At 61.7% G+C, this 12,486-nt stretch carries 10 protein-coding genes; all 10 read left to right on the forward strand.

The annotated features are described in order from the left end of the window. Positions 1-1,347 (forward strand): DUF1501 domain-containing protein (locus SGJ19_14625; protein MDZ4781482.1); only part of this gene is annotated, 1,347 nt, incomplete at its 5' end. A 286-nt stretch (positions 1,348-1,633) separates the two neighbouring features. Continuing rightward, positions 1,634-3,826 (forward strand): PQQ-binding-like beta-propeller repeat protein, encoded by a 2,193-nt coding sequence (locus tag SGJ19_14630; protein ID MDZ4781483.1) that lies wholly within the window; start codon positions 1,634-1,636, stop codon positions 3,824-3,826. Next, entirely contained in the window at positions 3,817-4,149 is a 333-nt protein-coding gene (locus SGJ19_14635) for a hypothetical protein (GenBank protein ID MDZ4781484.1), read from the forward strand. Before SGJ19_14630 ends, SGJ19_14635 begins: the two co-directional genes overlap by 10 nt. A gap of 102 nt (positions 4,150-4,251) precedes the next feature. Next, positions 4,252-6,000 carry a PQQ-binding-like beta-propeller repeat protein gene (locus SGJ19_14640; GenBank protein MDZ4781485.1) on the forward strand — a complete coding sequence of 583 codons (1,749 nt, stop codon included), beginning with the start codon at positions 4,252-4,254 and terminating at the stop codon, positions 5,998-6,000. Between the two features lie 288 nt (positions 6,001-6,288). Then, entirely contained in the window at positions 6,289-6,663 is a 375-nt protein-coding gene (locus SGJ19_14645) for a response regulator (protein ID MDZ4781486.1), read from the forward strand. Positions 6,664-6,869: 206 nt separating this feature from the next. Next, complete coding sequence (locus SGJ19_14650) at positions 6,870-7,634, forward strand: hypothetical protein (GenBank protein MDZ4781487.1); 765 nt, start codon at positions 6,870-6,872, stop codon at positions 7,632-7,634. Positions 7,635-7,641: 7 nt separating this feature from the next. Beyond that, a complete protein-coding gene (locus SGJ19_14655) occupies positions 7,642-8,115 on the forward strand; it encodes a hypothetical protein (GenBank protein MDZ4781488.1) in 474 nt (157 codons plus the stop codon). A gap of 199 nt (positions 8,116-8,314) precedes the next feature. Continuing rightward, on the forward strand, positions 8,315-11,290 hold the full coding sequence (locus tag SGJ19_14660; protein MDZ4781489.1) for an anaerobic glycerol-3-phosphate dehydrogenase subunit C: 2,976 nt from the start codon (positions 8,315-8,317) through the stop codon (positions 11,288-11,290). A gap of 21 nt (positions 11,291-11,311) precedes the next feature. After that, the gene (locus tag SGJ19_14665; GenBank protein MDZ4781490.1) at positions 11,312-11,563 is read left to right on the forward strand and encodes a MoaD/ThiS family protein; all 252 of its coding nucleotides are present in this window, start codon (positions 11,312-11,314) and stop codon (positions 11,561-11,563) included. A 178-nt stretch (positions 11,564-11,741) separates the two neighbouring features. Continuing rightward, complete coding sequence (locus SGJ19_14670) at positions 11,742-12,161, forward strand: molybdenum cofactor biosynthesis protein MoaE (GenBank protein ID MDZ4781491.1); 420 nt, start codon at positions 11,742-11,744, stop codon at positions 12,159-12,161. The last annotated feature ends 325 nt before the right edge of the window (positions 12,162-12,486 follow it).

The following is a 12,486-nucleotide window of genomic DNA, read 5'->3' on the forward strand; positions in this document are numbered from 1 at the left end:
ATCAAGGATCGCGAGCGGCCGAAAATCTCGCGCCGGGCGCTGCTCTGCAGCGGCGCGGTCGGGCTATTCTGGTCGCAGTGGTTGCGCGCGGCCGAGATCGCGGCGCCGGCCCCTGGTCGCAAGGCCAAGAACGTTATCCTGATCTTCAACTGCGGCGCCCCGAGCCACGTCGATCTTTGGGATATGAAGCCCGGGGCCCCGGACAATATCCGCGGGCCGTTTCAGCCGATCGCCACGCGGACGCCCGGCATCGAGATCTCCGAACTGATGCCGCATGTCGTGGAGCATTCGGACAAGCTCGCCATCGTGCGCAGCGTGCATCACGAGCAAAGTCAACACAACTCCGCCATGTACTGGTCGATTGTCGGCCGGCCGTATCCGATCGACAGCACGCTGATCAATCCCAGTCGCAGCGACTACCCGTGCTTCGGCACACTGGTCGGCTGGCTCGCGCAGCGCGACGGCTATAGCGGCCGATTACCGCCCTATGTGATCACGCCGCAGCCGCATTGCGACAGTTTGCAGTACGTCACGCCGGGGCAATTTGGCTCATGCCTGGGCTCCAAGTTCGATCCCCTGGTGTTGAACAGCGATCCCAACGCCAAGGACTTCGGTGTGCGCGGATTGAAACGTCTGGAGCACGTCGGCGTCGAACGACTGCGCGATCGACAAGGTTTGCTCGCCGAGTTGGGCGCGCGCGGAACGCCGATCATCGACGAACGCGCCCGCGACTTGGACGTGAATCAATCGAAGGCGCTCTCGCTGATCGCCTCGGCCGACGCCGCCGACGCCTTCGATTTGTCGAAGGAACCGGACAAAGTCCGTGAGCGTTACGGGCGGCACACTTGGGGACAATCCCATTTGCTGGCGCGACGTCTGGTCGAAGCCGGCGTCAAGTTTGTCACCACCGTGAACGGCCCGAGCATCACTTGGGATACGCACAAGGACAACTTCAAGCTGTTGAAGAATCGGTTGGTGCCGCCGATGGAGCAGGCCTACGGAGCGTTGCTGGGAGATTTGGCGGAACGCGGCTTGCTGGATGAGACGCTCGTCATTTGGATGGGAGACTTTGGACGCACGCCGATCATCAACAAAGACGCCGGGCGCGACCATTGGCCGCAGTGCTACACGACCGTCCTCGCCGGCGGCGGCATCCGCGGCGGGCAATACGTGGGCGAATCCGACGCCCACGGCGCCGTGCCGCGCAGCCGACCGGTCACGCCCGCCGACATCCACGCCACGGTCTTCACAGCCCTCGGATACGATCCGCACGCCATCACCTACCAGACCGCCGACGGCCGCCCGATCCCAGTCTCCGAGGGACAGGCGATCCGCGAACTGCTGTGAACCGAGGCGGATGAATGACGAATGACGAAATCTGAATGTCGAATCAAATCCGAATGACGAAGTGTCGGGCGTTCATGCGGAGTTTGAGTCCGATCGATTCGACATTCAGATTTAGAAATTCGTCATTCCCCCGCCCATTGTCTTTTTGGCGCTGATTAAAACTCCCCTCGCGCCCCCACCAATAGGGACCCCGCCACCGCTTGTCCGTGCGCTCCGGTCGGCGTATCCTACAAGGGCATAGAAAACCTCGCCTGACCCGCGATTTTTGCCCACCTGCGAGTCGATCATGTTGAATCCTGGCACGGCGATTCCGCCGTTTGTTCGCAGCGTTGCTCTGGCCTGTGTGGTGATGCTCGGGACGGGATACTCGGCCAACGCCGCCGACCCGCTCGATTGGCCTTCGTGGCGCGGGCCGGAGCAGAACGGCATTTCGCGCGAGTCGAACATCCCCGACAAATGGGATGATTCGACGCAGGTCTGGGAAAATAAGTCCGCGCCGACGCGATCCACGCCGCTCGTCATGAACGGCAAGGTCTACGTGCTGGCGATTCAAGACCCGCTTACCGAAAAGCAGCGCGAAAAGGTGATCTGCCTCGACGCGGTGACGGGCGAGACGAAGTGGGAAAACATCTTCAACGTCTTCCTGTGCGACGTGCCGGATACGCGCGTTAGTTGGTCGTACTGCGTCGGCGATCCGGCGACCGGCCATGTTTATGCCCTCGGCGTGCAGGGGATGTTTCAATGCATCGACGGCGAGACCGGGAAGACGATCTGGTCGCGCTCGCTAGGCGAAGAATTCGGCATGGTCAACGTCTACGGCGGACGGACCAACGTGCCCGTCGTGTTCGACGATCTGGCGATCATCAGCGCGGTGACGACCGGGTGGGGAGATCAAGCCCGGCCGACGCATCGCTTCCTGGCGTTCGACAAAGCGACCGGCGAACTGCGCTGGATCAACGGCACTCGGCCGCAACCGGAAGACACGACCTACAGCGTGCCGCAACTGGCCGTGATTCAAGGCCAGGCGCAAATGATCTTCGGCTCGTCCGACGGCGGCGTCTGGTCGTTCCAACCGCGCACCGGCAAACCGCTCTGGAATTACACCCTCTCGCCGCGCGGGTTGAATTGCTCGCCGATGGTCGTGGGCGAGACCGTTTACATGGGCAATAGCGAAGAGAATCGTGACGATAGTTCGATGGGCGCCGTGTGCGCGATCAACGCCACGCTTTCTGGCGACATCACGCAATCGGGCGAGCTCTGGCGCACGAAGGACGTTGCCGTGGGGCGTAGCTCGCCGGTGCTGATCGACGGCAAGTTGTATTTCTGCGAAGACACCGGTTCGATGCGCGTCGTCGATGCGAAGACCGGCGAAAGCCTGTCCAAGACAAAGCTCATCGGCACGATGATGCGGGCCAGCTTGCTCTACGCTGATGGCCGCATCTATGCCGGCACCACGAGCGCCTGGCATGTGCTGGAGCCGAACGGCGACAAGGTGAAAATCCTGCAGCGCAAGCGGTTGGAAGGCGAAGAGATTTACGGGTCGCCGGTGGTCTCGCACGGCCGGCTGTATATCCCGACCACGTCGCGCGTCGTGTGCCTCATGAACCCAGGCGCGGGCGAGCCGCAAGCCAGTGCAGCGCCGGCGCCTGCTGTCGAAGCCGACGTGGCCGCGGATACCAAGCCAGCGCAGATTCAAGTCGTACCGGGGGACTCGCTGGTCAAGCCGGGAGAGACCGTTTCGTTCAAGACGCGCCTGTTCAACGCCAAGGGGCAATTGCTGAAGGAAGAACAGGCGACGTACACCGTGGACGCCGCGGGCAAAATCGAGGCTTCCGGCGTTTACACCGCTGACGCGCTGCCCGCGCATCGCGCTTCGCTCGTGACCGCCAAGGTCGGCGAGTTGACGGGAACCGCCCGGGTGCGCGTGGTGCCGGAATTGCCGTGGAAGTTCGATTTCAGCGACGGCGTGGTACCCGTCACTTGGGTCGGCATTCGTTTCCGTCATGTCGGCCTCGACGTCGATCTCTACGACAAGCTCAAGGCGCAAGATCCGCAGGCGGCGCGGTTGTATGTCTATTTGCTCGGTGAATTCGCCGGTCCGCCGCAGCCCTCGGTAAAGGTCGACGATTCCACGCCGCAAAAGAAATGGACGACGATCGTTCGCAAGCTGGAGTTGATCGACAAAACACGCAGCCCGAGCAGTTCAAGGCGGCGATGGACCCGAGTCTCAAATTGTTGGTGGACGAAAAGGTGCTCGCCAAGTGGACGTGGGGCATGTCATTGCTGGGCGGCCCGCAATTGGAAGTGCAGCGAGGCCCGCGCAAAGTGGATGGCAACGGCGCGATGGTCAGGGCGACGACCGTTCCCAAAGGGACGCGCAGCCAAGGCTGGTTCGGCTCGCCCGCGCTGTCGAACTACACGATTCAGGCCGATTTGCGCGGCGCCGAAGTCAACGACAAGGTTCCCGACATGGGCGTGATCGCCCAGCGTTACAAGCTATTCTTGATGGGGGCCAGCCAGCAGTTGACGTTGCATACGTGGACGCCGCAACCGCAACAAAGCTGGAGCGTACCGTTCACCTGGCAGCCCGACGTCTGGTACACGGTGAAATTCCAGACCAAGAACGTCGACGGCAAGGCAGTGTTGAAAGGCAAGGTCTGGCCGCGCGATGAACAAGAGCCGGAAGCCTGGACGATCGAGGCCGAAGACAACATCCCCAACACCATCGGCAGCCCCGGACTCTACGGCGACGCAACCAACGCGGAGTTGTTTGTGGACAATGTGAGAGTAGGAGTGGAGTAGACGGGAGGAGAAGAGGAGTAAAGGAGACGTTTCTCCTCGCTACTTTTCTCCCGTGCTCCTTTGCTCCACTGCAACTGCTTTTTCTCTCTCTGGATTTACCGCATGAAACGCCCCTGGTTTATTTTGACGCTGGCCTTCATGGCTGGCTGCGTGGTCGCGGCGGCGACGAATTTGCTCGCCCAACAGAACGCCCGCCAACCTTCGCCCGCCAAGAAGGTCATTCGCACGGCCGCTGCGCCGACCAAACCGACGACGCCGGCGCACGAAGCCGCGCTCGCTCGTCCTGGCGATTGGAATCAGTGGGGCGGAACGCCCGCGCGAAATAACACGCCGGAAGGCACGAACATTCCGTCGGCATGGAATATCGGTGAGTTCGACAAAAAGACCGGCGAGTGGGATCGGGAATCAAGCGAGAACATCAAGTGGGTCGCCCGGCTCGGCTCGCAGAGCTATGGTAATCCCGTGGTGGCGAACGGCAAGGTGTTTGTCGGTACGAACAATGGCGCCGGCTACCTGAAGCGCTATCCCGCGGCCGTCGACTTGGGCTGCTTGGTCGCGCTCAACGACGCGGACGGCAGCTTCCTGTGGCAGGACAGCAGTGAAAAACTCCCCACGGGCTTCGTCAACGATTGGCCGTTGATGGGCATTTGTTGCGCACCGTACGTCGAAGGCAATCGCGCCTGGTTCGTCACCAGCCGCGGCGAAGTGATTTGCCTCGACACCGAGGGCTTTCTCGACGGCGAGAACGACGGTCCCTACAACGCCGAGCCGAGCAACAACAAGGACGAATCCGATCGCATCTGGGTGCTCGACATGATGCGGGACCTGGGCGTGTTCCAGCACAACATGTGCAGTTGCTCGATCACCGCGACTGGAGACATCCTGTGGATCTGCACGTCGAATGGCGTCGACAATAGTCATGTGAATCTGCCGGCGCCGAAGGCCCCGAGCTTCATCGCCGTCGACAAGAACTCCGGCAAGGTGCTCTGGACCGATGACTCGCCCGGTCTCAACATCCTGCACGGCCAATGGTCGTCGCCAGCGTACGCCGAGATTGACGGCGTGCCGCAAGTGATCTTCGCCGGCGGCGACGCCTGGATTTACAGCTTCAAAGCCGACGCCGGGCAGAACGGCAAACCGGAATTGCTCTGGAAGTTCGACGCCAATCCGAAGGAATCGAAGTACATCCTCGGTGGCGCCGGCACGCGAAACGAGATCATCGCCACGCCCGTGGTGCACAACGGCCTCGTGTTCCTCGCAGTTGGCCAGGATCCGGAACACGGCGACGGCATCGGGCATCTCTGGTGCATCGATCCCAAGAAGCGCGGCGATATCAGCGGCGAGCTGGCGTTCAAAGTCGATGATTTGAAGACGCCGATCGCTCCCAAGCGCTTGCAGGCCGTCAACGGCGAAGATGGGGAAGTCGCCCGGCCGAATCCGAATTCCGGCGTGGTCTGGCACTACGACAAGTTCGATCTTGATGGCGACGGCGAATTCGCCTTCGAGGAGACCATGCACCGCACGTGCGGCACGGCCACCATTAAGGACGACATCCTCTATCTGCCCGACTTCTCCGGTCTGTTTCATTGCGTCGACGCCAAGACCGGCAAGCCGTACTACACGCACGACCTGTTCGCGGCCAGTTGGGGCACAGCCCTCGTGGTCGACGGCAAAGTTTTCGTCGGCGACGAAGAAGGCAAGCTGACCATCTTCAAGACCGGCCCGGAAAAAGAGATCCTCGCCGAAATCGACATGGGCAACTCGGTCTACAGCACGCCGCTGGTGGCCAACAACGTCCTGTACGTGATGAACAAGACGCACTTGTTCGCGATCACGGAAGGCGGAAAATGAGGGAATGTCGAAGTCCTAAATCGGAATGACGAATCAAATCCGAATGACGAATGTCGAATGCTTGAATGACGATGCGGGTTGTGGCACGGTCTCCCGTCCGTGACACGTTGCGGGTTTGCGATGCATGGAGACCTTCGGTCGGGGCGGTGTCATGGTCGGGAGACCGTGCCACTACGCGAGTCGCGCTACCAATCATTCGACATTCGTCATTCGGATTTGATTCGACATACCGATTTAGAAATTCGTCATTCATCCCAACGACTCGTTTCCTCGAATAGAATTCTTTTCATGTCCAGGCGTGTTCTCGACGTCGGCCAGTGCGTGCCGGATCATACTTCGATTCGCACCATGCTCGAAGCCAACTTCGACGTGGAGATCGTCCGCGCGCATTTGCCGGCCGATACGCTGTCGCAACTGCGCGCCGGCAAATTCGATCTGGTGCTAATCAATCGCAAATTGGATGAAGACTACACCGACGGCCTCGAGATTCTGAAGGAGATCAAGGCCGATCCCAAGATCGCGGCGACACCGGTGATGGTGGTCACGAACTACGCGGACCACCAAGCCGCAGCCGTAGCAGCCGGAGCGGAATACGGCTTCGGCAAATTGGAGCTGGCGCAGGCGGAGACGCTCGCGCGGTTGGGGAAGTTTTTGGGGAAGTAAAGGAGTAGCGGAGTGAGAAGAGCAGTCGAAAGGCCTTGAACTGATCTCATCTTTGTTGTGACACGGTCTCCCGACCGTGACACGGCGCTGGATTGCGGCGCGTGGAGACCTTCGGTCAACCCGGTGTCACGGTCGGGAGACCGTGCCACAACCTGTTCACTCTTTTAATCCTCAGCCCCTTTACTCCTCCATTCTCCTCTCTCCCCGTGCTCGTTCTCCTCCAGTTCCTCTACCGCCTTAGTCTCGGCCTCGCCTTCGCTATGGCGATCACTTCGCCGAAGCAAGTCACGAGCGGGTTCTTTCGGAATCACCTCTACGTGCTGCTGGGGTTGAACGTGCTGGCGGCCGCCGTGGCCTGGACCGATGAAGCGGGGCGATTCACGGCCTGGATTCCCACGACGGCGGCCATTGTTTCGTATGTCGGCGCCGTGCTGTGGCTGTACGAACTGCCGCATGTCGGACGGCCGGCAATTGGCGTTGTCGGGCTGCTGGGGCTGCTCGGAGCCTGGCAAGAGACCGTGCTCCCGTCGCCGCCGACGTTCGGCGACCAACTGTTGTTCCGCCTGGACCCGGTCGCCGGCGGCCTGACGCTCGGTATGACCATCGGCGCCATGCTGCTGGGGCATTGGTACTTGAACGCCCCGGGAATGAAACTGGCGCCATTGCGCCAATTGGTGCTCGGAATGGCCGCTGCGATCGTACTACGGGCGGTCGTGAGCGGCGTCGGTCTAGGGTTCACCGTGGCGAGCGATAGCGGCGCCTTGGAGACTGGCGTTTTTCAGGCGATGCTCGCCTTGCGGTGGCTGGCCGGAATTGTCGGCAGCCTGGTGGTGGCCGGCATGACCTGGCAAACGCTCAAGATTCCGAACACCCAGAGCGCCACGGGCATTTTATATGTGGGCGTGATCACGACTTTTCTGGGGGAGTTGACCGCCCAGCTCCTCTCCCAGCGGACGCCGTTTCCCTTATGATGGAACGATGCAAATCACGTTTCCGTGCCCGAGTTGCGAGCAGGCCGCGCAGACCGAATGGTCGCCGGGCCAGGAGCGATTGCCCTGCGCGCAATGCGGCCTGCAACTCGAGGTGCCGGCCGATGCCTGGGACGATGGGCTGTTGCGGCGCTGCCTGGCCTGTCCCAGCCACGACCTGTTCGTGCGCAAGGATTTTCCCCAGCGGCTCGGCGTGGCGATTGTCGTGACGGGGTTCGCGCTCAGCTCCGTGGCCTGGTACTACTATCAGCCGCTGTGGGCGTTCGCGTTCTTGTTCGCCACGGCCCTGATCGACGTCGTGCTGTACCTGGTCATGGGCGACGCCATCTGTTGTTACCGTTGCGGCGCACTGTACCGTGGCCTGCCGGACATCGAACGATATCAATCCTTCAATTTGGAAACCCACGAACGCTATCGGCAAGAGAAAATCCGGCTCGCGGAGAGCGCCCACACCAGCCCGTAGCGCCAGCGAGGGAGAGTTGACGCCGCTTGCTGACAACGGACCAAACTCTAGGTTGCTTCTACGCGATCCAACTGAGATTTCGATCTCTAACTGCAATCGATCTCAATTCTCCCTCGCTGGCGCTACGGGCTAGTGTAGAGATTGCCGGCGCAAATACTGAAAACTGAAAACTGAACACTGAAAACTCCCCGCTCCCTCCATGGACGATTCCCGCCAGCGCATCCAGGACGATCTTCGCGGATTGATCGCCGGGGATGTTCGTTGCGATGACGTGTTCGTCCAGATGTACGCCAGCGACGCCAGTATTCATCAACTGCGGCCGCTCGGCGTGGTGCGTCCGCGCCGCACGGCCGACGTCGTCGCCACCGTGCAGTATGCGGCCGCCAATAAGATCTCGCTGCACGCCCGGGGCGCCGGTACGGGACTGGCCGGCGAATCGCTAGGCGAGGGGCTGATTGTCGATTTTTCGCGCTACATGCGGCGGATGATTCAGGTCGATGACGCAACTGTGCGCGTGCAGCCGGGGTTGCCGCTCGGTCGCCTCAACGCATCGTTACGTCCGCTCGGTCGGATGTTCGGTCCCGATCCGGTGACCCAGGCGGTGACCACGCTCGGCGGCGTGATCGGCGTCGATTCCGGTGGCAGCCATTGGCTGCGCTACGGTTCGGCGCGCGGCCGCGTGCGCGAATTGGAAATCGTGATGGCCGACGGCCGAGTCTTGCGCGTCGGCGACGAACCGCTCACCGTGGGCCGCAGCCAGGATCCGCAAGAAGAAAAACGCGAGGTGGTGAATCGCGTCGCCGATCTCGTCGCGCGTAATCGTGAGCTAATCGAACAGCACCGTCCGCGCAGCCTGGTGAATCGCTCGGGCTATCACCTCTGGGACGTGTTCACGGCGGAGCATCTTAACCTGGCGCGATTGCTCGTCGGCAGCGAAGGCACGCTGGCGTTTGTCACCGAAGCTACGCTGGCGACCGATCCGATCCCGGCCCATCGCGGCGTCGTCCTGCTGTTGTTCGATCGACTGGAAAACGCCACGCGGGCCGTACAGGAAGTCCTCACGCTCAGCCCCGCGGCCTGCGACTTGATGGATCGGCGGCACTTGAGCTTGGCGCGCGAGACCGACGTGCGGTTCGATTTGCTCGTGCCGCCAGCGGCCGAAGCCGTGCTGCTCGTCGAGCATGACGGCGACAACCCGGCCGAAGTGCTAGATCGATTGCGGCAAGTCGTCGATCGCGTCTGCCGGCAATGGAAACTGGCGTTCGGCTTTCGGCAGACGGTCGAACCGGATGAGAGCGAAGTCTATTGGAAGTTGGCGCGGAACGTGATTCCCACGTTGTATCGCGTTAAAGGGGCGACGCGGCCGGTGCCGTATGTCGAAGACTTCGCCGTCCCCGTCGGCGTGTTGCCGAGCTTCATGGTCACGATGCAGAACGTGCTCAAAAGGCACCAGGTCACCGCGTCGCTGTTCGCTCACGCGGGGCACGGGCAGATTCACCTTCGCCCGTTTATGGATCTGACCAATCCCGCACAAGTCGCGACGCTTCAACATCTCGCCAGCGATTTGTACGAGGCAGTCTTCGAAGTCGGCGGCACGATCAGCGGCGAGCACGGCGACGGGCTGAGCCGCACGCCGTTTCTGCGCAAGCAATACGGGCCGCTCTGCGACGTGTTTCGCGAGTTGAAGGCGATCTTCGATCCGGATCGGTTACTCAATCCGAACAAAGTCACGACCGATTTTCCGTTGGAACTGAGCGAAATCCTGCGGCCGTCCGGCACGCCGCAACCGGCGCTCGTCACGACGGAAGCCGCGCCCGACGGTGAAACCACGCCGCGCGAAGTCGTCGCCATCCAGCTCAATTGGAGTCGGGCCGATTTCGCGGACGCGGCGCGCAATTGCAATGGCTGCGGCGCCTGCCGATCGCAAGAGGCGGAATTGCGGATGTGTCCGATTTTTCGCGCCGTACCGGGCGAAGAAGCTTCGCCCCGCGCGAAGGCGAATCTGATTCGCGGCGTACTGGCGGGCGAACTTCCCGCGGACGCATTACTCAAGGAAGACGTGAAGGCCGTCGTCGATCTGTGCGTGCATTGTCACATGTGCCGGCTGGAATGCGCTGCGGGAGTCGATATTCCCAAATTGATGCTTGAAGCGCGCGGCGCCTTCGTCGTCAATAACGGGCTGAACGTCTCCGACTGGTTGTTCAGCCGGATCGATCAGGTGAGCTCGCTGGCATCGTCGTTCAGCACCGTCGCGAATTGGGCGATCGGCAATAACATCGCGCGCTGGTTGATGGAGAAGACGTTCGGCGTCGCCCGCGGCCGCAAGCTGCCGCGCTGGGCGACGCGCAACTTCATGCGGCGGGCCTCCCGGCGAAGGCTGACCCGGCCGACGCGGCGCACGGATCGCAAGGTGCTGTACTTCGTCGATACCTATGCGAACTATCACGACCCGCAGTTGGCGGAAGCTCTGGTCGCTGTGTTAGAGCATAACGGGATTGCCGTCTATGTTCCGCCGGGGCAATGGGCCTCCGGCATGCCGCTGATCGCGAGCGGCGCGATTGACGAGGCCCGCAAAGTGGCCACGCACAACGTGGCGATCCTCGCCGAGGCGGTGCGGCAAGGGTATCACATCGTCTCCACGGAGCCAGCCGCGGCATTGTGCCTGGGACATGAGTACGCCCAACTCGTCACCGATGAAGATGTTTCCCTTGTCGCGGCGAATTCCAGCGACGCCTGCGCCTATTTGTGGAAGCTCCATGTCGAAGGACAACTCCGGCTTGATCTCAAACCGCTCAACCTGGAAGTCGGCTATCATCAGCCGTGCCATCAACGGGCGCTGCAGATCGGCGCGCCGGGCGAAGGGTTGCTGCGCTTGATTCCGGGCATGACGGTCCACCGCTTGGATCACGGCTGTTCCGGGATGGCCGGCATCTACGGGATGAAGCGGGCCAATTACCGCAACAGCCTGCGCGCCGGCTGGAAACTTATTTCCGCGGTCCGCGGCGGGCGCTGGCAAGTGGGCGCCACGGAATGCTGCACGTGTAAGATGCAGATGGAACAGGGCTCCACGAAACCGACGATCCATCCGCTCAAGCTGTTGGCGCTGGCCTATGGCGTGATGCCGGAGGTTTCCAAACTGGTGAGTGCCCGGGCTAGGGATCTGGTCACCAGTTGATGAGCAGCGCGAGATGAAACTATGAGTCAAACTATCCGCGTCAAGTTGTTCGCCGTGGCCAAGCAAATCGCCGGCGCTGAATCCGTTGAGCTGGCATTGCCGGAGCGCGGGACTGTGGCCGATGTGCGCCGAATGCTGCTGGAACGCTATCCGTCGCTATCGAACCTGGCGACGTTACTGCTCTTCGCCGTGAACGGCGAATATGCCGCCGACGCGACGGTGATTCCAAGAGACGCGGAAGTGGCCTGCATCCCGCCGGTGAGCGGCGGGTAAGATCACACACAAGTCCGTAGCGCCTGCGCGGGGCGGGGCGCCGGTGTCAAACAAACCGATTACGCCAAGCAAACCGACCACCGGCGACGCACTAGTCAAGCAAGTTGCCTCGGCGTTCGCGGCAACACATCACCGGCGTCCTCTTCCCCTCGATGGCGCTACGGGCTAGTGTAATTCGATGAACGCCCTGACTCACGAGCCGATTGACGTAGCGGTGCTCCTGCAGAAAGTGACTACGCCCCTGGCAGGCGCGGTCGTTCTGTTTCTCGGCACGGTGCGGGAAATGACAGGCGAGCGGCGCACGTTGGCGCTGAACTACGAGTGCTACCCGGAAATGGCGGAACGGAAACTCGCGGAATTGGAAACCGAAGCGCGGCGTCGGTGGCCGCTCGTGGAATGCGCCATCGTCCATCGGCTCGGCCGCCTGGAACTAACGGAAGCCAGCGTCGCCGTGGCAGTCAGTTCGGCCCATCGCGGCGACGCCTTCGAGGCCGGCAAATGGCTGATCGATACTCTCAAGGTCACCGTCCCGATCTGGAAGCAAGAACTCTGGGCCGATGGGTCGACCGAATGGGTTCATCCCGGGGCGACGAGCTGACTTTTTACAGGATCAGCGCGATCCTTCCCCCACGATTGAGTCGGCGGCCACCCGCGGGCCGGCCAGCGCCGCGCTTTTTTTCTTGCGGATTTCCAACGCATCTGGCTAGGATGGATTGATTGAGGATTCCCTGAAAAAGTCCTACCGGCGCTCCCGATGGCTGGGCAGCGCCACGCAGGTCAACATTTCCGCAACGGATGGCAGCACGCTGGGGGGGAACCGAGGAACTTCGGCGCCCGATTTAGCGTCCAAAGTCGGTTTATCGCCGTAACTTGCGCTATGCGATACCCTTCTCCTGGCACGCTCGTCCGACGGACTTGGGAAT

Source organism: Planctomycetia bacterium (genome assembly GCA_034440135.1).
Classification (GTDB): Bacteria; Planctomycetota; Planctomycetia; order Pirellulales; family JALHLM01; genus JALHLM01.

Coding starts and splice junctions, on each gene's coding strand:
- SGJ19_14630 (MDZ4781483.1), top strand. CDS start 1,634: ATGTTGAATCCTGGCACGGCGATTCCGCCGTTTGTTCGCAGCGTTGCT.
- SGJ19_14635 (MDZ4781484.1), top strand. CDS start 3,817: ATGGGCGTGATCGCCCAGCGTTACAAGCTATTCTTGATGGGGGCCAGC.
- SGJ19_14640 (MDZ4781485.1), top strand. CDS start 4,252: ATGAAACGCCCCTGGTTTATTTTGACGCTGGCCTTCATGGCTGGCTGC.
- SGJ19_14645 (MDZ4781486.1), top strand. CDS start 6,289: ATGTCCAGGCGTGTTCTCGACGTCGGCCAGTGCGTGCCGGATCATACT.
- SGJ19_14655 (MDZ4781488.1), top strand. CDS start 7,642: ATGCAAATCACGTTTCCGTGCCCGAGTTGCGAGCAGGCCGCGCAGACC.
- SGJ19_14660 (MDZ4781489.1), top strand. CDS start 8,315: ATGGACGATTCCCGCCAGCGCATCCAGGACGATCTTCGCGGATTGATC.
- SGJ19_14665 (MDZ4781490.1), top strand. CDS start 11,312: ATGAGTCAAACTATCCGCGTCAAGTTGTTCGCCGTGGCCAAGCAAATC.
- SGJ19_14670 (MDZ4781491.1), top strand. CDS start 11,742: ATGAACGCCCTGACTCACGAGCCGATTGACGTAGCGGTGCTCCTGCAG.